Annotated in this window: 10 protein-coding genes; 3 read left to right on the top strand and 7 right to left on the bottom strand. The window is 67.5% G+C overall.

What is annotated here, in order from left to right; translation table 11 throughout:
* Window positions 1-26 precede the first annotated feature (26 nt).
* Genes COUCH_RS26305 through COUCH_RS26320 form a run of 4 tightly spaced genes read right to left on the bottom strand, consistent with a single transcriptional unit; the run spans window position 27 to window position 8,255 of the window.
* Window positions 27-1,148, bottom strand: coding sequence for a TIGR02679 domain-containing protein (locus tag COUCH_RS26305; protein ID WP_249607881.1), 1,122 nt, complete (start codon window positions 1,146-1,148; stop codon window positions 27-29).
* Window positions 1,145-5,542 (bottom strand): SbcC/MukB-like Walker B domain-containing protein, encoded by a 4,398-nt coding sequence (locus COUCH_RS26310; RefSeq protein WP_249607882.1) that lies wholly within the window; start codon window positions 5,540-5,542, stop codon window positions 1,145-1,147. Before COUCH_RS26310 ends, COUCH_RS26305 begins: the two co-directional genes overlap by 4 nt.
* A complete protein-coding gene (locus tag COUCH_RS26315; protein ID WP_249607883.1) occupies window positions 5,539-6,699 on the bottom strand; it encodes a TIGR02678 family protein in 1,161 nt (386 codons plus the stop codon). Before COUCH_RS26315 ends, COUCH_RS26310 begins: the two co-directional genes overlap by 4 nt.
* Window positions 6,696-8,255: a DUF2397 domain-containing protein gene (locus tag COUCH_RS26320; protein ID WP_249607884.1), complete on the bottom strand. Its 1,560-nt coding sequence runs from the start codon at window positions 8,253-8,255 to the stop codon at window positions 6,696-6,698. The genes COUCH_RS26315 and COUCH_RS26320 overlap by 4 nt, the downstream gene beginning before the upstream one ends.
* 619 nt (window positions 8,256-8,874) lie before the next feature.
* On the opposite strand from COUCH_RS26320, the gene COUCH_RS26325 reads away from it, so the two are divergent.
* Entirely contained in the window at window positions 8,875-9,303 is a 429-nt protein-coding gene (locus COUCH_RS26325) for a DUF6416 domain-containing protein (protein WP_249607885.1), read from the top strand.
* A gap of 659 nt (window positions 9,304-9,962) precedes the next feature.
* Here COUCH_RS26325 and COUCH_RS26330 read toward each other — a convergent pair.
* The 3 genes from COUCH_RS26330 to COUCH_RS26340 form a co-directional block, all read right to left on the bottom strand.
* Window positions 9,963-10,319, bottom strand: coding sequence for a hypothetical protein (locus COUCH_RS26330; protein ID WP_249607886.1), 357 nt, complete (start codon window positions 10,317-10,319; stop codon window positions 9,963-9,965).
* Window positions 10,320-10,328: 9 nt separating this feature from the next.
* Window positions 10,329-16,859 carry an RHS repeat-associated core domain-containing protein gene (locus COUCH_RS26335; protein WP_249607887.1) on the bottom strand — a complete coding sequence of 2,177 codons (6,531 nt, stop codon included), beginning with the start codon at window positions 16,857-16,859 and terminating at the stop codon, window positions 10,329-10,331.
* Window positions 16,860-16,971: 112 nt separating this feature from the next.
* Window positions 16,972-19,869 carry a LamG domain-containing protein gene (locus tag COUCH_RS26340; RefSeq protein WP_249607888.1) on the bottom strand — a complete coding sequence of 966 codons (2,898 nt, stop codon included), beginning with the start codon at window positions 19,867-19,869 and terminating at the stop codon, window positions 16,972-16,974.
* 750 nt (window positions 19,870-20,619) lie between these two features.
* Between COUCH_RS26340 and COUCH_RS26345 the strand changes: the two genes are divergently transcribed.
* Window positions 20,620-20,820 carry a DUF397 domain-containing protein gene (locus COUCH_RS26345; protein WP_430641000.1) on the top strand — a complete coding sequence of 67 codons (201 nt, stop codon included), beginning with the start codon at window positions 20,620-20,622 and terminating at the stop codon, window positions 20,818-20,820.
* A gap of 49 nt (window positions 20,821-20,869) precedes the next feature.
* Window positions 20,870-21,490, top strand: a complete 621-nt coding sequence (locus tag COUCH_RS26350) for a GPP34 family phosphoprotein (RefSeq protein ID WP_275979985.1) — start codon at window positions 20,870-20,872, stop codon at window positions 21,488-21,490.
* The last annotated feature ends 21 nt before the right edge of the window (window positions 21,491-21,511 follow it).

Genomic DNA, 21,511 nt, shown 5'->3' on the forward strand with positions numbered 1-21,511 from the left:
AGCAGACCCGCGGTCGATCAGGTGGTTCAAGGTTTGAGGTCGTCGAGGAGCGCGTCGAGGCGGGCTTCCTCGTAGACGCCGTCGGCGTCCGGAAGCCACTCGGCGGCAGTTGTCAGGGTGAGCAGCTCGGTGAGAAATTGTCGCCCTGCATTGTCACGGTCAGCAGTCACCAGTAGCCGGGTGTCGGCCGCGGCAAGGCCCCGCAGCAGCATCCAGGCCGCAGCAGACGGCCGACCGTAGATGCATATCAACGGCAGGCCGTTCCGGCCGTACCGGTTGGCAGCGGCCTCGACGATCGCCGGGTTCTCACATACTCGGATGGTCACCTGCTGTTCCGCTGGCGCCCATGTGCCGTGCAGGGATCGAACGGTCAGCCACACTGGTTCCCCGCAGTCGGCAGCTGCGTTGGCGATCGCTGCGGCCGCTGACGGTCCGGTCAGTCGCAGGTTCAGCACAAGAACCGTCGAGGACACCTCGTCGCACAGCACGCCATGCTGCGCCCACACCGATCGCCACAGGTCAGCGGTCAGCGCAGATCCCGCGGCGGCAGCCGCATCGTGCGGATCGGCAATCGCTGCGAGCAGCCGGGCCGCGACTCGGCCGAGCTCGGTGTCGCGGTCCAGCGCGTGCGGGTCGGTGAAGAGTTGGTTCGCTAGTTCCGGCAGCGGTCGATCACCGCCTGGTAACGCTTTCCACAATCGAACCAGATTGTCGGCCCGGCCGGGGACCGGGGTGGCGGCACGATCGAGCCATCGCCGCTCGCGGGCCAGCGCGACCACATTGGCGGGGATGCCGGCGTCGGCAAGTTGCTGGTAGGCGGCGTCGAGCAAGGCCCGCGCCGCGGCGTCGGCATCAGCTCTTGCCGCGACGCGATCGACCAGCGGGCCTCCAGTGCGCTCTAGCAGGGCGATAAGGTCGTCGCCGCCCTTGGCTAGCGCTGTCTGCAGCTTGCCGAGCCGGACCGGTTGACCCGAGGTATCCCAATTCAGGCCGAGCAGCTGGGCGACCTGAGTGCGGGCGTCTGAATTTAGGTTGACCTTGAGGGTGACACGGGGTCCGGTCCGTCGATGCTCGAAGGCATCTCGGGCGGCAGCGAGGATCTTGACCGGGCCGGGCAGTTGCGCCCACCTGTCGATTGTCGCGCTCACATCGGCACCGTGTCCGATTCCGTCGCGGCGGCATTTCCGGGCTCCTCGGCCTCCTCTTCGTCAGTTTCCGGCGAGCCCGCGAAGGTGAGGTCGGTGAACAGGTCGGGACCGGCGTATGGGTCGACGGGCCGGGTGGGCTGCAATGCCTGCGCGGCCACGTCAGCGACGGGGACGATATAGCGGGTGTTGCCGGCCCACAGCGTCAGCGATAGGTCGACGCCTGGCAGCGGCGCCGGGGCTCGTGCGACATGCCAGATGGCGGCGGCAGGCACCTGCGCTGAGGTGACCAGGGTGTCCGGGCCCGCGAGCATGAAGTCGAGGTCGAAGCCGACGAGCATCTTCATCATCGTCGCCTGGTTGCGGGCGTCGACGCCGACGAAGGCCTCGTCGAGCCACAGCGGCCGCGGCGCAAGCGGCGAGTCGGAGTACAGGGTGACCAGCGTCGCGAGCAGCGGCTGCAGCAAGGTGACGGCCTTGCCGCCACCGGAGTCGGTGGTGTGTTCTTGCTTTGTCAGCGCCTTCCAGCGGGTGGGGTCGTTGTCGTGTGCAGCGACTCTGAATTCGCAGACAATGTCGAACCAGGCGCGGTAGTCGAGCAGCGTCGCGACCCGGTCGATCCACTCGTCCGCGCCTGGTTTGGTCGTGGTGTTGGTTGTCCCGGCCGGGAGTTCCTTGGCTTGCTCAAGTCGGTCGGCGAGGAACAACCGGATCTGCTCCTGCGCGGTCTGGGAAGCGATCGCGCCATCCTCGATGGCCTTCAGGATCTTGAAGCCGGCGACATGGTCGGCGGCCGGGTGCCGCCGCAGCCGCAGTGTCATCCGGTCTGCACCAGTCGGGTGTTGTGCGAGGACGGTGTTCACGTCGTCGAGCAGGGTGATCACCGACTTGAGCCGGTCGGTGAGGTGCTCGACAAACGTTGACGACAGCAGCTCGGTGTACATGGTGCTGAGCAGCTCGTCGTGGCTGGCGGACAGTTCTACGACCAGGTCGTCGAGCTGCCGGATCGCGTCCGTTGGCCCGTACTGCTGCCCGGATGCGTCGACGGTCATCAGTACCTGCGGCAGTGGCCGGCTGTCGTCGGCTTCAACGACCGTGATGGCGCGGCCGCCGGCGGACTCCAGCAGCGACTGCAGCTCCGCCACCTGGTTGCCGACGACGCGGGACATCAGGGCATTCACTCGGGCTGTCTTCTCCGCCGTGGTGTGCGGCCAGTTCGTGGGCCGCAGGTTCTGCCGGGCCGCGCGGGCCTGCTCGAGCGCGTCGGCGAGGTCACGGCCGTCATGCGGTGCGGGCAGATTTCGGGCCGCGGCCAGACCCGCGTCGACCGGCACCCACCATGCGGTGAACGCTTGTTCACGGATCCGGTCGGCGATGTCGCGCTCGTCGCCGGTCCGCTTCCACGCGCTCTCGGCGGTGGAGGCAGCGCTGGCAAGGCGTTTGCCTTCCTCGTGGCTGTTGTTGATCGACCGGTCTAGGTCGCTGACCCGCTGCTGCAGCGTGTCTTTGCGGGCGAACAGCTCCTTGTCGTCCTGGTCGATCGACTTTTCGGCCTCGGCAGCGCGCTCCGCGGCGCGCACTGCCTCGGCGGCCAGGTCGTGCACGGTCGTTTCCGCTTCGCCAAGCCGGTCGGTGGCCTGCTCGAGCGCGGTGGTAGCCGCTGCCGCGGATCGTTCCGCGCCGCCTTGCTCGGCCAGCGCGATCCCCAGCCCGGACACGGCCTGCGCTGCCGCGTTAACCAGGTCGGACACCACTTCGAGCGGCTCGGGCGTCGTGGGCAGGTCATGGTCGGCGGCGAACGCGGCGACCTGCCCGTTGGCGTCCTCGGCGACGCCCTGTAGCTTCGCGGCTGCTGCGGCGGCGGCCAGATGCAGCTGCTGTGCCCGGTCGCGTTCAGTGTTCGCCGCTGCGAGCGCCGTGGCCGCTGCGGAGACCTCCACGTCAGTCGGGGCGTTGTCGTTGGCCTCGCGCAGCATGGCGATGCGCGTGTCGAGCTGGTCGGCGTCGCCGCTCAGCACCTGGGCCGCGGCGCGTTCGTTTTTCGCCAGTTCGCGCAGCTCGACGATCTGGCGGCGGCGAGCTGCGGCCCGGGCAGCGGCGCCGAGCAGTTCGGCGCCGTGAGCGGCACGTCCGGCGCGGCCCTGCAGCGCCGGGGTCTGGAACCGGCCGTCAGAAGCGACCGCGACCGGGGCGGCCAGGTCGGCGGTGCCACTCGTGTAGCCGATCCCAGCAAGGATCGCGGTGACCGTTGCGGTTAGATCTGGCGCGTCGGCTGCGGGCCGTAGCACCTGGGCGAGGCTGTCCCCCGCGATGGGTTCGCCAGCGGTGATGACCACGTCGTCGCCGTCGCGGGTGGCCGCCCAGAGCCCGTCGTTGGTGACCCACGCGTCGAGCAGGCCTGCCGCGGCAAGCGCTGCTTCCAGGCGGTCGAGGACCTCGGGTTCGAGACCGTCGACCGGGTCGATCAGCCGCCACAGCGGCGCACCGGCTGGCGACGGCGCGGGACGGTCACGGCGGTGCCAGCCAGCGGGGACCGCCGGTTGCGGATCAGTGGCACGTTCGAGCTCGTCGGCGTCATCGAGAGCGGCGTGAGCGCGCGCGAGCGCCGCGGTGGCGTCGGCTCGCAGCTGCGACGCCCGCTGGGCTAGTGGCGTGACGGCCGGGTCGAGCCACTGCCGGTTCAACATGGCGGCGAGGACCTGCCGGGGCCGGGCCGTCGTCGCCTGCGCGGTGACCTGCTGCAGCCACTGTTCTCGCAGCGCTACCGGCGGCGCGTCGTCGCCGAGACCGACTGCCCACCGTTCCAGCCTGTCGGACAGCTCCTGCAACGCGTCGGTCAGCTCCTCGGCCGCTCGCGCGGCCATCTCCTGCCGGTCGGTGGACTCCTGGTTGCGCTGCCCGGCGACGTTGTCCGCTGACTGCCACGTCGCCGCCGCCTCCGCCGCTGTGCGCATGAGGGCTCGCATTCGGCCGACCAGCCGGCGCCGGTCAGCGACGGCGGCGTCGAGCCGGTCGAGGTCGCCGTCGCCGGCCCATACCGGCGCGTGCGGGCCGAGGCCAGCCGCGGCTGCGGCGGTGATCGTGTGGTCGATGGCGGCGGTGACCGTGGCTCTGACCGCGTCCAGGGCGGCGGTAGCCCGCTCCTGGCCGGCCCTTGCCTGATCATGCTCAGCCGTGGCCCGGGTCAGCGCGTTGCGAGCATCATCGGCGTGCCGTTTGGCGGTGGTGGCGTTGTCCCGAAGTCGGCGGGCGTCGTCCGCGCGGCCGAGGGCACTGCCGTACGCCGCGGACTGCAGCAGCTGGTTGTAGCTTGCCTGCGCGCTTTCCCGGGCGCTTATCAGCTCGCCGGTCCGCTTCGACTCGGCAGTCAGATCGTCGCGTGCCGCGTCCAGCGCGGCTTTCGCCGCGGTGACTGCTTCGTGCGCACGGTCACAGGCGACGTCCGCGTCGAGCAGCGTGTCGGCGGCCAGGCGCAGGACGGCGTCCGCCCATGGGCGCCACAGCCGGTTGACGTAGCCGGTGATGGCGGCCCGGGCGACCTCGGCGTGGTCCCGGTCGGCGCCGAGCTGCTCGACCTGCTGCCAGCTGCCGGCGAGCTCGGCCACCTCGTCACGATCCAGCGCCGGAAGCGCCGAGCGGATCTGGCCGGTGAAGAAGTCCGCGTCGAGGATCTTGCCGAGGTTCGGCGTCCGCAGCGACCGCAGCATCGTCAAGACGGTTCGGTACCGATCCGGGTCGGTGATCCCGAACAGCTGTGTGGCCACATACCCGGCATAGCCGGTCCGGCCGCTGTCGTGGACGAGAAGCCCTTCGATACCAACTAGGTGTTTCGGTTCGTACGCGGCCTGCCCGGCGGCCAGGTCGATCCCGGCGCGGACACGAGCACTGCCACGGCAGGTGATCCACGTCGTGGTCACGTCCTGCACACCACGCTTGGCCTGCGCGTACAGCAGGCACGTGAAGAACTCCGGGGTGCCGTCATCAGTGATGCGGCCATACTCCACCCACACCCAGCCCCGGTTCGTCGACGACGACGCGTCACGGCGGTCCTTGGGATGACCGGACGGCTCGACGTAGTACCGGAACCGTTTGCCAACCTCGCCGAATGTGTCGATCAAGTGCTGCCTAGTCTCGCCCTGCAGCATGATCAGCGTCGTCAGGGTCATCAACGTCGACTTGCCCGACTGGTTCTGTCCGACCAGCTGCGCACGGCCGTCAGCAAACCAGTACTCGGCGACGTCGAACTCCCACATCCCGATCGCACCCGCGCGCAGCGGCACCCAGCGGGTCCGGTGCGGTGCGGGCAGCGCACCGGTGGTGGCTGCGTCACGCCACGCGGCCAGCTGGCCGTCGGTGACATCAGGGCCTGGCTGGTGCGGGATCAGGTGCAGGCTCATGAGGCAGGCTCCGCAGGGTCGGTCAGCGTGACGTCTGGGTCGCGGTATCGGCCGACGACCGGCGACAAGACCCAGCCGCCGTCGCCGGTGACGGTCAGCAGCCCAAGTTCCGACAGCTTCGCCTCCGCGTCGGCGCGGACGGTGCCGGGCACCGTCTTCTGGAGTTTGTTCATATAGTCGCCGCGCCATCGCAGCAGATCGTCGGCTACCTCGTCGACCTGGTCACTGGTAAGGGTGACGGTGCCGTCCTGGTGGCGGGTGCCATCGCGGCCGGCGATGTCGGCCATCAGCAGCGCTACCCAGTCCGCTGCTTTCGCGCGGGGCCAGTCGACAACAGTCGCCGGAACCCGCTCATCGTCGGTAAGCACCAGCAGCAGACCTTCGGTACGCGCTTCCACGGTACCGCCGGTCATCTGCGCAAGGTCGGTCGCACGGAAACCTCGCTGCCGACGCAGCAGGTCCGCGTCCTCGGGATCCCGGCCCGCATACAACACCGCGGGCAGCTCGAGCAGGTCGCGCAGCTGCCGCAACGCCCGAGCGGCATTCAGGGTGTCCGGGTCAGCCGGTTCCGGATTCAACGCCAGCGCGAGCACGTCGGCGCTGGTCATCAGCAGCAGCGGATCCCGGTCAACCTCATACCCCGCGCCGGGTCCGGTGCCGCCCTCGATCCAATCGTCAAGCATCCGGTCGTCGCTCGTACGCCGGCGCAGCACCCCAATCTGATCGAGATACTCGGCGGCAGCCCTCAGCTGCCGACGTTGCGCACGGTCGTCCGGGTCGTACGCGGTCACATGCACGCCCGGGGTGGCGCACAGGTCCCGGACCATGTCGGACAGCCGCTGCAGAGTAACGGTGCCGGACACCTCCTCGCAGCAGGCGGCCAGGCAGCAGATCAGCGCAAGCAGCCGCCGGCCCGGCGCGTCCGCCGGCCGGGGCGGCAGCGACACAGTCCCGGCCACCGGGACACGGATCAGGCGGACCGCCCGGCCGATCCGCTGTATCCGATACCCCGGGCGGCGGGCGAACTCGGTGACCGCCTGCAGGTTGCGCAGCACCAGCCGGTACAGCGGCGGATTCGTCGACGAGGTCACCAGAGGCTGCTCGAGCAGCCCGACGAACGCCCGCTGCGCATCCCGGACCGCTTCCGCACGGCTCACGCGTTCACCGCCGTGGCCGTGATGTGCAACCGCACATCGGGGTGCACGAGTCGCCCGCCGTTGACCGACACGACCGCGGACGGGACACCACTCTCGGCGGGCTCAGCGCGGACGTACCAGCGGCCGTCGCCGGTGACGACCTCACGTACCCCGGCCTGGTCGGGGCGCGAGGCCGCGACCGTCGACAGCAACCTCAGCAACATGTCCAGCTCCGGATCGCTCAGATCGGTCCACTGCGACAGCAGCAGCCCCGATCGGGCGAGTATCGCCTGCTCAGTCCGCTCGGCCTCCTGCTGTAAACGGCGATTGTGATCACGGGCGGCTTTGCGATGCTCCCGGTTGTCTGCGATCCGCGAGGCGGTCCCCGTCGTAGCCTTAGGGCCCTGCTTGCGCAGGCGCGCCTCGACCAGGACCGGCTCGGCGTCCCAAAACGACGACGCGGACGGGTTCCCCGCGGGCGCCGGCGCCAGCCCGGGCAAATGCACCGCCGAGTACAGACTGGTCGCGGTGCACCACAGCTGCCACGCAGCGGCGTCGTCCGGCGCTGCCTCCAGCTGGCCCGCGAGAGCGAGTAGCTCCGCCCGGCGCGACACGTGTCCGCCGACCGCGGCGAGGGTTCGCTGCCCACGCAACAGCGGCTGGATCGTGTCACGCATCTGACGCCGCAGCCGGCGGGCCTGGCAATCCGGGCCGTCGAACCACGCGCGCAGAGTGTCTAGCGTCCGGCGGTATGACGCAGTTAGCTCAACGATCGCCTGCTCATCGGCGTTCTGGCCGAGATTGTGCACGCCGATGCGCCGCCACACCGCATCCGGCAACCCGGTGAGCGCATTCACGTGCGTGGTGATCATCTCCGAGTGGGTGTCGATCCCGGCGCCCCACATGTCAACGTACCGGCGCAGCGTCTCCTGCACCGTGCCGATCTTTTCTGCTGTCGGCGTGCCCGCGAGGGCACCCGCAAGCCGCGACTGCCAGCCAGCGGCGGCGCGGGCCATCGCCTGATACGTCGTCTCGATGATCGACCACGCGGCCGCAGCCTTATCCGGGTCGGTCGTGACGTTGTCCCGCAGGACCGTCAGGTTCGCGGTCAGCACCCCTGGGGCGAGGGTCGCTGCAGCACCGGCGGCGAGGTCCTGCCCGAAGCTGGTCACCGCCCGGTGTAGCTGCGCCGCCGTTTCGGTCAGTTGGTACCGGTCGAGGTCCCGGATGAAGTCCGCGTCCCGCAGCGCCTTGTCCTGGAACCGATGGATGACGCCCCACCGGGCGAGACTGCCCATTCTTTCCTTTAAGTCGAAGTTGGCCTCTTCGATCAGCTCCGGGTCTGCGCCCACCGCGCCGAGGCGGGCGCGCAGCAGATCAGGAAGTTCGGCGGCTGAAACCCCCGTGAGGGTGTGCTGCTGCTGTTCCAGGAGCACGTCGACGATCACCCGGTACTGCGCCGCGTACCTGCCAGTCAAGTACGACGCTTCGAGCAGCCCGCCGGGCAGCCCGGCCAACTGCCACAGGTCCGGGCCGGCTGCTGGTTCACGTTTGTCGTCGGGCTGCTCTGGCCGCACGCTGATTCCTCCCGCCGCTCGTTGCTGCCTGCCGCCGACCTCACCACCCGCGCATCACCCCATAAGCGACCGCCGACTTCAAGTGCGATAGGCGAGACGGAGCATATGCGCGGGCTCCGACACTTCTCGGTGACTGCGTGTTGCATCACGGGTCAGCACCATGATCGCCTCGCCCCGCGCCGCCACGGCTTGCCGCCGAGTGGTAACCGCCCCGAGACCAGGCCGCTGGCCGAGATCGATCTCCAACGAGGGATTAACCGATAGGCCGAACTTTGTCAGGCGGCATGTGAGTACGCCACACGGTCCTTTGTTCTCTTCGCGATCTTCTACTTCCCTTGCGACGGCCCGAAGTCCTGACACGACGCGAACGCTCGACGCGAGAGCGGCCTAGCGGCCCTCGCGCCGAGCGCCATGGAGGGCCTCTCAGGCGTCGCCGAGGGAGGCGGTTGCATGTCAGACCTTAGAATCAAACCTAGAGATGCACAAGAAGGGACAGAGCGCCCAATCAAGAGCAAAGCGAGGCCTATGAGATATCTAAAAGCACCTTTCCAGGTATCTAATGGCCATGTAAAGTGGCTCCAGAGCGGGGCACGGTGCCCTCGCCGACAAGGAGGCTTGAATGATCAACGTCACCGTCTCGGTCCCCGAGGACCGCGTTCCAGAGTTCTACTCAATGTTCGGCCGATGGCTCGCCGAGGCTCCGGACGCCATCGCTGGCCAAGAGATTGAGCAGAAGGAATGGGGCAGCGAGGACGTTGAGCTGGCCAAGGCCGTCTGGAAGAAGTTCAGCCCCACGGCCAAGGCCCTGTTCAAGACGCTGATGAGTCGACCCGACGATCAGTTTGATGGCGACGAGCTGGCTACGATGCTGAACCTGGACAAGGGCAAGCACGGCATCGCTGGCGTTTTGGCCTGGCCTAGCCGGCATTGCTTCGCTGCCGGTCGCAAGTGGTGCTGGACCTGGGGGTACCCCGATGGGGAGACAGCCGTTTACTGGATGACCAAGGAGCAGGCGGAACTCTTCCGGCAGGTCGCCGACAACAAGTGATGCGTGCGCCCGGCGACTGACGGGCGAGCAAACCGGAGGGGCCCGCGTGTGCCGAGATTGCTACCAACAACCTCGGACCACGCGGGCTCTTGCCATGCTGCCAGCACAACGGCACCGCTGTCATGCCGTGCGCTGCGTCCGGTGGCGTCATCTCTGGAGTCGTCGAAGAGACGACTCCACGGTTACCAGCGCCATCGCGCGTTCACGCTCCTGGGCGAGAGTGCCAGAAGGCGCCACGCACTCATCTCGGCCAGATCCGGATGCCAGCCGAAGCACTGCGTGGCATTCGTTCCGGCCTCCAGCTAGGCGCTTGACTGTCACGGCGCGCAAGATCTTTGTCCTACACGGCCCATGAGGCGTCTCGGACCGGGCAAGGCGTGCCAACAGCATTAGTTGCGCCGTCGTGATGCCTGCCGCACGTCACTCGAGGGCCGTGCACCTGATGCGAGGCGGCCTCATCCGGCGCTATCACGACGAAGCCTTGGGCCACGGGGAACACAGCGTGTGCGCACGCAGTTGAGGCTCCGGGATGCGCACGGACTTCGCTGCGGGCGTCGCAGCACGACGATCGGCGCGGCGGCATTGGTTCCTTGCAGCGAGGACTCCGAAGACCTGCCCGTGAGGCGTAGCGCTCGCATCTGGTCTTCGGAAGGAGCCATTCAGCTACCTGCGGTGACGAGCTCAGACGCGGAGGTCTGTGGCCCGACGGGAACCGCGAAGGAGTATTCGTCGTCGCAGAGCATCAAATCTATGCCGTCCGGTACAAGCCTGCGATACCACACAGCCCACTGAGCCGCTTGGTCGATCGGTCCGTCAACGTACAGGCACGTGCCGTCGCTGTGTACGTAAGCTTCGCTCAGGCCGTCACTCCCAGGCAGCGGCCAGGATATATCGCGAACCTCTTCTCCGATTTCCGTCACCGCAATTTGTGGCCAATCGCGCCTGAGCGCCGCGAGCAAGACGTCGCGCTCCAGACGCCATCCGGCCTGCTCTCCGTCGAAGACAATTAGGTACATGAGGCTTCCTCAGGGCTCCACAACGATTTCGCCTGGAACATTGTAGTCCCTCATCATCTTGCGGAAGTAAGGTACCGCTTCTTCACTGTTGGTGACGACCCTGAGTCGCTGATATCCAGACCCGGGATCCCGGAGCACAGCGCCATACCGGCGGAATTCGTCTTGCTGCTGCGCATCGATTTTCTTCTGAATGAAGTCAGGAACGCCACTGTTCGAAACAAAGGGGCTCTTCTTGGACCCGACATGCTTTGCTTCGACCAATTCAGGACCGCTAACGCCGTCGGCGAAAACCTTCTCTCCGCCACCAGCCACTTCAGTTTCAGTAGGGCCTGCCTTAGCAACTTGATAGTCGCGTGCAGCGCCGCTACCGACGGCAGGGCGGGTTCGTCCGGTGGCTCCGGCAGCCTGTCCTGATGCACCGCTTGCCTGGTTGTTCCAGTGCAGGTCTTTGACATGGCTGCCAAGGTTCTTGCTGCCCACGACGAGAGCGGAGGCACCGCCGGCTATTGCCGTTACTCCAAGGGCTGCTGCTGGTACGGCGATGACGGTGGCGAGCCCGCCGCTGCCCCCTTCGACGACGGCGTCCGCGCCCAACAGGGTGAAGCCGCCTCCGACAGCCATGCTGCCGGCTTCGATCTGGGCGAGGTCGATGGCAATGTGACCGAGGGTGTCTTGATTCTCGTGAACCCATTCCATGGTGCGCTGGAAGCCGTTGCAGACGGGTGCGAACCAGCCGCACTTCTCCTTCTGCTGCACGGCGGGCACGGCATCGGCGACGTTGCCGCTCGAGGAGCCGGCGCCGTTGTTGCCGCCGCTGTTCCCGCTGTCGTTGCCGTTCCCGCCGTCGCCTGTGGTGCCGCCCGCGCCCCCCGTGCTTCCGGCGTCGCTGCCTTCGTTGCCGGTGCAGGCCACGCCGCCGCCTTCGGCGCAGTCGGCCGAGCCGAGGGTGAGCCCGGACGGGTCCATGGAGCTGATCGGTGTGCTGTTGGCGTAGGAGTACGGGTTCCACTGCGTCGGATCGGTCAGGTCCATGACCGGGTCGGTGGAGATGAATCGGCCGACGGCTGGGTCGTACTCGCGGGCGCCGAGGTGGGTCAGGCCGGTGTTGTCGCGGGTGCCGCCGACGAAGCCCTTGTCACCCACCCAGCTCGCGGGCTTGGTGCCGCGGTCCTCCCCGAAGGGCAGGGTGCGACGGCGGTTGACGGTGAGGGTGGCGTCGCTGGACACCGTGGCGGTGGCGGTTCCCTGGTGGTCGTTGACCAGCCAGGTCAGTGCGGTTGGCGTGCGTACGGCGATGGTGGAGCCGGCGTGGCTGTAGTAGCGGGTTCCGATCGCGTTGCCGGTCTTGGGTTTGCGGATCTCGAGGCCGCCGGGCAGGTAGAGCGTCGCGCCGGTGGGGTCGCGGCGGATGAGCCGATCGCCGGAGGCGTCGTAGGTGTAGCTGGTGGTGCCGGTGGAGTCGGTGCTGGTGGCGACCTTGCCTTCGTCGTTCCAGGTCAGCCCTTGGCTGCCGGTTCCTGCGGTGCCGTCGTCCGCGCATACGTTCGCGGCCGTGCCGGTGGGCCGGCAGAGGGTGTTGCCTGAGGCGTCGTAGGCGTACTTGAGGGTGACGGTGCTGCCGCCGCTGGCGGTGATCGAGGAGACGGCGTTGGGTTTGCTGCCGGTTCCCTTGCCGGACGGCGGGTAGGCGTACGTGCGGGTGGTGTTGGTGGTTTGGTGGATGATCTCGGTCTTGCGGTTGCTCGAGGCGTCGTAGGTGTATGAGCGCCAGTAGGCTGCCGGTCCGCTCATCACGGCGTTCGCCGCTGTCGGGCAGGTGGCGCTGCTCTGGGACCAGGCTTCGGTGAGCCGGTTGAGGTGGTCGTACTCGAAGCATTGGGTGTCGGCCGGCTGGCCGGCGTCCGGGGTGTCGGTGATCGAGGTGATCGTGCCGGCTTCGTTGTAGTTGTACTTGAGGTTGTAGACGTCGTTCTTGAGCTCGGGTACGGCGTTGAATGTGGTCTTGCGGTGGGTGGCGTCGTCGTAGCCGTAGGTCAGTCCGACGCGGGAGCCGTGTTCGCCGAGGTTCTGGGCGATGAGTTCGTCGAACTGGTTGTAGACGACTTCTTGGGCGTAGATCTGCTTGCCGACCAGGCCGTTGGGCAGGCCTGCTGTGTTGAACAGTGTGGTGACCGTCTCGGCAGGCAGGCCGGCGACCGCTGGGGTGGTGACCTTTTCGAGGGTGCCGTTGGGCCGGTAGCCGAAGGTCTGGGTGAAGGTGCACGGGTTGGCTTCGCCGGAGACGCAGAGCCCGCTGTCCGTGTCGGGAATCGTCACCGCAGCGCCCTTGGGGCGGCCTGCGCTGTCGTAGCCGGTGGTGGCGGTGACGTACGTGGAGGCTTTGCCGTTCTTGTCGTACTCGTACCGGGTGGAGTTGGTCGGCTTGCCGATACCGTTGGCGAGCCCGTCGTAGGTCCATTCGGCCAGCGGGCGGCCGTCCTCGGCGCCCTGGTGTATCGCGGTCTTGCGGCCGAGAGCGTCGTAGTCGTAGAAGAGGGCTTTGCCGCGGGCGTCCTTGGTCCAGCTCAGCTGACCGATGGCGTCGTATCCGCTGGTCGACGTGCCGGCGTCGGGGTCTTCGGCGTACACCTTGTGGCCGCGCAGGTCGTATCGGTAGGTCCAGGTGTTGTTGCCGGGGCCGGTGACCGAGGAGATCTCGTCGCGGTCGGTGTAGCGGTAGACGGTGCGCTCGAAGGTTGACGCGTCGTCGCTGCCGACCTTCGCGCGGTCCTGGTACTGGCGCAGCTCGGCGAGGTTGCCGTGAGCGTCCGTGATCGAAGTGGTGGCGGTGCCGCCCTTGGGCGGGGTGACGCTGGTCTTCTCCCCCGCGTACCCAGTGTGCGTGCGCCAGGCTTCGTCACCGTTGACCGTGAAGATGGCGTCGGTGAGGCGCCCGGCGCCGTCGTACACGTGGGCGGTGAGCGCCGGGATCTCCGGGCGGTGCACCGGCGTCACCAGCGTGGTGCTCGGGGCGGTGTTGTCGATGTCGTAGTAGGGGCTGCTGCTCCAGGCGACGAGGCCGCGGGAGTTGTAGACGGTGTCGACGACGGCGCGGCCGCCGGCGATGGTCTGGGTCTGGGTCTGGCGCAGCCGCAGCATGCCGTCGTACAGGGCGATGGTGGTGCGGTAGGTCTTCGACCCGGCCGGCATCAGGTTCTTGGTGATGACCGAGCTGGGGGCGTCTTTGCGCAGCTGATAGGTGTAGCTGACCGACGGGTCGGTCTTGTACGTCGCGCGGTCGCGTCCGGGTGCCCACACCGACAGCAGGCGGCCGTCGCCGTCGTAGGCCGATTCGGTGACCAGGCCATTGGCGTCGGTGATCTTCACGGGTACGGCCAGGGCCGGGTTGAATGTCTGGGTGGCTGTCTGGCCCAGCGCGTTGGTGGTCTTGGTCTGGGTGACCGGGCCGCCGGTCGGTGGGGTGAAGTCGGTGGTGGTGACGTATCCGAGCGCGTCGGTCTGCTTGGTGGCGCGTCCGAGGTCGTCGTACTTGGTGCGGGTGGCGTTGACGAAGGACGGGGTGTCGCCGTCGAAGTGGTCGACCTGCACGGAGCGGACGGGAAGGCCGCGGCTCGGTGCGGCACCCCAGGTGTCGGGGTCGTCGTAGTACGTGCGGATGTCACTGAGCACGTCCTGCGTACCGCTCTTCGCGCCGCAGCCGACCCCGACGAGCAGTTTGCGCTTAACTCGGTCGAGCATCCACGTGTCCGCATTGCGGGCGTACTCCGTGGTGGTGCAGCGGTCGTCGTTGGCGTCGGCCTCGTCACCGAGGTCGTTGAACTCGCTGATCAGGTTGTCGCCGTTGACCTTGGTGACCGTCTTCGTCCACCGGGTCGCGCCGCTCGACAGTTTGAGGCGGTTACGCTGCGTCTCGACGTGCGTCTTCCACGCCTTCTGAAGTCCGGCTGTGGCGGTGGGGCCGTCCGCAACAGGTGTGCTGAGCGTTCCGCTGACCCAGTCGGTGCCGTTGTAGTCGATCTGCTCGCGCAGCATGCCGGCGAAGGCTTCATGGTCGGTGACCTTGCCGCCCTGCGAGTCCTCGACCTGGACGCTGCGCGGGGTGCCCTTGGGCGGCAGTTCACCGTTGACCGGCTGAGGATCGCCGTCCATACCGCGGAAGTATCGGTACTCGGTGCGCGACTGCACCTCGTCGTCGACACCGGTACGGATCTGCACCCGGCCGTAGCCGCGGAACTGGCCCCAGGTGCGTTTCTTCGGCTTGACGAGGGCCGTCTTGTCGTACGCCCACATCGGGGTGTCGAGGTAGTCGTAGTTGGTCTGCTGGTGCTCGAAGCCACCGGTGTTGTCGTACACGTCGACCCGCGTCACGACGTACTTGTTGAACCAGTCGATCTTCGAGTCTTCGCCTTCGGCGGCGTAGTACTGCGGGAAGCATCGCTTGGTGTTGGCCCATGGCTTGGGCAGCGTGATGGTGTCGCATTCCGGCTTGGAATACGTGACGCCGATCTGCGCGCCGGACTCGGTGGTGATCGTGTCGATGCGGCTGCGGAACAGGCTCGAGTGTCCGTTGGGCGTGTTGACCCGGTTGGGCATCACGTCGGCGTTCGGGTTGAACACCACCGCGGGGTCGGTGACCGCAGGACCGCCCGCGCTGGTCACGTTGCCGGTGTGGGTGATGCTCTTGAGCCACATCGGCGTGCTCTCGTTACCACCGGCCTGCAGGTACACCTGCGACAGGGCATAGCTGTCGACCGTGGTGTAGTCATCGCCGCTGCCGGCGTAGACCTGGGTGCGGATCTGCTTGAGCCGGGTGTTGGTCCAGAAGGTCGGCGAGTACTGCGACTCGCACGGCGCCTTGTCGCAGTACTGGTCCCACGGGGTGTCGGGGAAACGCTTCGCGATCGGCTTGTCGTCGCTAGTACGGCAGGTGCCGATGCACCGGTCCGCGCGGTCGAACAGCACCCGGTTGACCGGATGCACGCCGGCGGCGTCGTCGCTGCGGCTGCCGTATTCGGCCTTGGTCAGGTAGCCGGCCCGGTCGTAGGTGGTGCGCTTGTCCTTGTCCCCCTCGCGGGCGTATGCGCCGGTTTCCTTGCCGTAGAAGTACGTGATGGTGTTCTTGTTCGGGTCGACGGCGTAGTCGAGGTTCCACCGCCAGGCCCGGGTGACCCGGGACTTGGCGAAGTCGCTGTTGTACCCGGGTTCGTCGGGGTGATTGCTGTACACGGGCAGGGTCCAGGTGGACTTGGTGTCCTCGCCGGACGAGGTGCCGCCGGTGGCCTTGCCGCGTCCGAAGTAGTACTGCGTGCCGTCGACGGTGGTGACGCGCCAGTAGGTGTTGTCGTCGTCGCCGTTGCTCACGCCGCCCTTGAGCTGCTCGATGCGGGAGCCGTCGTCAGCCAGACCGCGGTATCGCACGTTCGTGTCCGTCGGGCCGCTGTCGGTGCCGGCGTCCTTGATCAGTTCCGTCGAGGCTCCGTTGAACGACATGGTGGCGTTGTCGTCGAACCAGCACTGGTCGTCGCCGTAGACGTCCTTGTTGTTCGGCGCCTTACCGCCTTGGTCGTCTCTGTCGTCGGTGCAGGAGCGGTAGCTGCGCTCGATGTATCCCGGTTCGAGCGACCACCCGTCGCCGATCCAGGAGCCCTGCGTGTTGTTGCCCGAGGTGCGTCCGTCGATCGCTGCCGACGAGTAGCTCAGCTTCAGATCGGGGGCCATGCCGCCGGGCGGCGGGGGCGTCTTGATGGGGTACGACCACGCGAAGGCGCCGTTCTGCTGCGACACCTGCCAGGTGGATGCCGCCGCCAACGTCGTCGCCTTGTAGTCGCCGTTCTCACCCTCGGGCGCGGCCGCCAAGGCGAACGACGACACGCCGGCGGCAGCAAGCGGAACGGTAGCTGTCACGGTGCCGCTGCGGGCGTCGTTGGTGGAGGGTACCGGCCGCCCGTCGCTGAGCCGGACGAGTCGCAATCGGCTAAGGGCATCATGGCTGAACATGCCGGCCACGCCACGGTAGTCCACCGCGACGGTGGCCTGCCCTGCCCGCTTGACGCCGTCAGCACGCGCGACACGAATGACAAGGCCCCGAACACCCTGCCCTCCTGCTTCAGTACGGGCCAGTGTGCTGACCCGAACCTTGCTGACCGCGTCCTGCGGGTCGCGCCCCGCGGGCGCCTGCGCGGCGGCGGGCGAGACCGCAGGGATGAGCGACAACCGAACCTTGCCGGATTGGACCCGGGTCGCCTTGTGCGGGCTCAGAGCAATCGTCTGTTCCCCCGACACGACCTGCGGGTCCGGCGGTATATCGGCCTCGGTCAGTTCGCGGGCATCCGCGGTGTACTCGGGCTCGGGTTTCGGCACCACCGGGGTCACCTTGATGCCTTTGACATCCTTCGGTGTCGCGGCGGTTGCGGCTGCGTCAGCCGGGCTCGGGGGGAGCTGACCGGCGATGCCGCACGCGAGCGCGAGGACGAGCGACGCCCGAAGCGCCTTAGTGCCGTTGCGCCCGAGAGTACGCCGATGAACACGATTCGCCGTCACACCAGTCTCCTTCAACCGCCCGTCATGGCGGTGCCCCGTACACCGGACCAGGCCGGCAGATCCCTTGGATACGTCGCGTTGCGTGAGCCGGACGGTCGTCGACCGGCCGGCTTCAGTCGTCGGCTTGCGCCTTCTGGTAGATCTCGGCCTCTGACCAGACCCGCGGGGTGGCATGGACCTCGTCGATGGCCCCGACCCACCGATCGCTCGCCGCGCCGTTCCAGCCGCGGCCGATCGCGAACCGGCCGGTGGCCTCCCAGGTTGCGGTACCGGCCTTCTCGGCGAGCACACCATCGGCGGTCGGGATGCCGTTGACGTAGAGCTGAATGCGGTTGATCGCGGGGTTCACGATGCCGACCAGGTGCACCCAGGAGCCGGCCTCGACGAAGCTCGTGGTGCAGGCGTCCGTCGTCGCAGCGTTCGCGGTATCTGTCGCAGCCACGGTGAAGCACCATGCCGGGTCCTTGACCGCGTCGCCGTCCACGTCGAGGTCGGTGCGGTACCCGAGCCGGAACATCGAGGTGTTCTTGCCGTCCTCGGACACCGCGACCTGATTCCGGGCCGGCAGCGGAGACGGCTCGTCCACCTGCTGATCATCAGATGGGTTCTGCTCCTGCTCGGGGTCGTCACCCGTTTCGGGTCCGGGTTCGGTAGGGGGATCCGTACCAGGTTCGGTGTCATCGCCCGCGGAGCTCGGCGGTGCGGGCAGCTGCACCCACGCCGCCACGGTGAACCCGGACACCGAACGTGTGTCGAAGACCGGGGTCGAGGCGGTCAGCTCACCGATACCGGTGAAGTTCGCGGCCGATTCACCCTTCTTGCCGGCCTCGGCCCACGTGACGCCGGAACCAGAGAAGGCAGCTGGGCGGTTCGGCTCCGGCGCAGACGCGGCGGTCGTTCCGGAGCCCTCGTCCAGAGACCAGTACCAGGCGTCGCCGACCGGCTTGACCTTGAACACGTAGTCGGTAGCGCCGGATAGGTTGCCCGCTGTGTCGATCGCCTTGACGCGCAGGGTGTTGACCAAGTCTCTGGTGGGCGCTAGGTCCCGCGTGATCACACCACTGGCCGGCGGGAGAATTTGAGTCTCCTGGCCGCCATTGAGCGAGTAGGTGTAGGCCTTCACCGCGTCCGACGAGCTGCCCGGGCTGAAGGTGAACGACCCCGGCACACCGGGTCCGCCGTTCCATCCGGTGGCTTTGTACGTCCCGCTGGTGACCGTCGGGTCCTTCGGATTCGTATGGTCGATCTTGAAGCCGAACCAGTCGGAATACGGGCCGCACTCATAGCTGTCGCAGGCGTAACCGCGCCAGTAGTACTGGCCGTCTTTCATATCCTGCTTGACCGTCCAACCGTGCTTGCTGCCTGCAGCGATGCCGGTGACCGTCCGGTTCGAGGTCGTAATTCGCTTCACCTTGTCGGCGGTGAAGATTTCGTACTCATAGCGCAGCTTTCCACCGTCAGCGTCGGCCGCGGCCATCGTGAAGGTCGGACGCACACTGGATGTGACCGCGGTGCCGTTGCCACAAGCCGCGTAGCAAGGACTGAACGCCAGGCCGCTGGGCTTGCCGGCCTTGTGGTTGTAGTCGATGTCCAGGTACGCCGAATCCGGCTTCAGTTTCTTCCACTGATAGTCATCGGACTCACTCTTGGCCCGGAACGCCAGGGTGATCGTTCCGTACCCTTCCGTGGCCGCGTCCTGGAAGGCGTCCTTCACCGCGGTCTGCGCGAACTTCACCTCGTCGTTGCTCTTCGGGCACGCGCTCTTGTTCGCCGTCGCCTTCACCTCGCCCAAGGCCTTCCACCACTTGTCCTTGGTGCTGTTCCAAGTCACAGAGGCGGACTTGTCGATCCAGTTGGTACGCCACAACTGGAACGGCGACGGTGAACAGTCAGCGCTGTGCTGCACATTGACCAGCACTGCGGCTTTCTTGATGCTGGAGCCCTTCAACTTCGTCACGTCGAACTGCACCAGCGTGCGCCAGTCGTCGTCGGACGAGCCGTGCCACAGCTGACCGGACCGCATGTCGTCGCGGGTCGCCTTGTCACTCCAGTACGACTTGCTCGGGTTCTTGCGGCTGACATGCGTCCAGATCTCCTTGCCACCGTTGAACCCCGGGTCGATCGACACCGGGTACACGGTCGCCGGGTCCCGCAGCATGTCTTGGGACGGCACGACCGTGAGGGAGTCGTCGTCCAGGTGCACGGGCAGGTCCTCGGTCCGCCGCGGCTCCGGATCCTGCGGAAGAGGCCCCGCGCCGGGATCCGTGCTGAGGGCACGGGACTTGGAGGTCGCCATCGCGGCCGGCGCCTGCGGCTTGTCCCACATCCGGGCACCGTCCGACACGAAGATCGGATCACCGGACGGTGTCCGCGCCGTGATGAAACCGTCAGCGCCCCGCTGCAGGCTCACACCCTGCGTCTCGACCCCGAACTCCAGCTGCTGCAACGCCGAGTTCGTCGCTGCCGCAGGCGTCTTGACGACCAGCACCTCGCTGAACGAGTCCACCCGAGCCGTCAGTTGCAGATCGACGTCGGGCAGCACATTCGCATAGGTCGCCGTGGCGCCCGACAGCGAAGGTCTACGTTTCTGCAGCGTGGCCGGCCATGACATCGATAGCGACCTGCCGTCCTGCACGACAGTCAGAAGCGGCCCATCCCCGCCGGCAGAGAAGCGCATGTCCAAGGTTGTGGCCTGCGGGACAACGACGTCCCCATTGAACTCGAGGTCAGCCTTCACCGGGACCCAGCTCGAGCCGAGCCGCACTCGGACCGGAGAAGCGTGCTGACGAGTACGCAACGTGCCGTCCGGCTGAGCGAAGGTCTCCGAGGACTCGGTGCGCTCCCCCAAGATCTCGACGGGCTTACGGCTCTTCCACGCGAGTTGCATCGCGGTTGCCTCGTCCGGAGCCTCCGTGGGGGCGAACGCAACAGCAGGTGCAGTCGGCGGCGCAGCCATCGACGGTTCCGCGGCGAAGCTGCACGCAGCCACGGTTATCAAGAACGCGCTCACGGCGGCGATTGGCCGGCTGTCAGCGGGCCAGGACAGGCTGGTAAGACGGCCGATCGGCCGCCGGGCATACGTCATCGAAGTCCCCCGTGTGCGCGGCGATACCCCGCGGAGGTGGGCTCCTCTGCAAGATCGCCTCGGGCTGCACCATATCGACGATGCGCTATACCGCACAAGACCGCAGCCAACGCCACGGACACGAGACGGCTGTGACGTCCATGAACACGGGCAACGGCGGGATACCTGAAGCAGGCACGGCACGCGTACGACACCAGATGACGAGCCTGGTGCCGACGGACATTACGCGTCCAGTCCGCGGAACGATGCGCTTGTCTCCTCCCGAGGTCGCCTTCCGCAACGGCCAGGTCATCTCGCACTGTTCTGTGTACGTCCCGGCGCCGCCAATTACCGGTGGTGTTGCCGACACATCTCCTTACGCGTCGCGAGCGCCTCAGGCACCCCACTTGTTGTCCGTGCTGACGCGATGAGCCAACAGCAAAACGGTCACCAGAACGGACACCAGGTCGGCATTCCCGAAGGTGAGGACCATCCACGAGGGTGGACACCGGCGGACGCGACGTCCGACAGAGCCGGATGCCGGCTCCAGGGCCAGCCGCAGAGCTTCCGTCGCCGTTGCTGCGATAACCGCGTAGCGGCGGCGGGACAACCTGAGGCAGCGCCCGCCGCACATTCAGCCACCGGTACCGGGCCTGCATCGATCGGGCCCGGTAGAGGAAGGAGCGACACGTGCTCGTGACAGGGCTTTCGGCGGCTGCGTGGAGGAAGAGCAGTTACAGCAACGGCAACGGCGGCAGCAATTGTGTGGAAGTGGCCCATGTCGGGACCGCGGTCGCGGTGCGTGACAGCAAGTACCCGAGCGGGCCGTCGTTGCTGTTCACCCCGCAGGAGTGGACGGCGTTCCTGGCCGGCGCCAAGGACGGCGAGTTCGACTGAGCACCGATCACGACCAGCGGCGGCAGGAATCATCGGGAGGGGGCGCGACGTGCGGTTGGGTGATCAGGCGTATTGGTTGGTGCAGGACGACTGGAACGGCGGTCTACGGACGTCACCGCGGGCAGCGGACGCCATCGTGACCGGTGCCGTTCTGGCAGAGCTCATCGCTGTCGGTGCCATCGCGGTCGACCGTTCCACCACCGCCGTGGCGACTCCTCGACGGATAGCGGGCTTGGAGGATCTGCAAGCCGAGATCGTCGACCAGCTGGCCGCCGAACCTGGCATCACGTGCGTTGACGCGCTCGACGGGCTGGCGGTGAGCATGCGCGAGCGGGTGGCCCGACGGCTGATCAGAACCGGTGTCGCCGCGGAGCGGCGGGCCGGCTGGCGGCGCAGGCTTGTGGCGGTGGCTCTCGACGGCGACACCGGCCCGGCGTGGGTGCACGCGAACCTGGTCAACAAGGTGGACCGGCGGCTGCGGTTGTCCGGGGGCGAGAGTGTGCTGCTGCACCTGGTCCGGCACAGCAGCATGATCGGCAACCCTCTCGACGGGCAGTCCGAGGAGCGTCTCGCCTTGGCGCTGCGCCAGCCCGCCGATGTGTACACGCGGTACGCGGGGTTGCTGCAGGCCGTGGGTGACGCGCTGCGCGCCACCGCGGTCGCCCGCTGATACCGGCACTCCCCCACCCGA

It is taken from the genome of Couchioplanes caeruleus (assembly GCF_023499255.1).
In the GTDB taxonomy this organism is placed as follows: domain Bacteria; phylum Actinomycetota; class Actinomycetes; order Mycobacteriales; family Micromonosporaceae; genus Actinoplanes; species Actinoplanes caeruleus_A.

Excerpts from the sequence above, each read along its gene's own strand:
- COUCH_RS26310 (WP_249607882.1), bottom strand. The coding sequence starts at position 5,542 with ATGAGCCTGCACCTGATCCCGCACCAGCCAGGCCCTGATGTCACCGAC.
- COUCH_RS26325 (WP_249607885.1), top strand. The coding sequence starts at position 8,875 with ATGATCAACGTCACCGTCTCGGTCCCCGAGGACCGCGTTCCAGAGTTC.
- COUCH_RS26330 (WP_249607886.1), bottom strand. The coding sequence starts at position 10,319 with ATGTACCTAATTGTCTTCGACGGAGAGCAGGCCGGATGGCGTCTGGAG.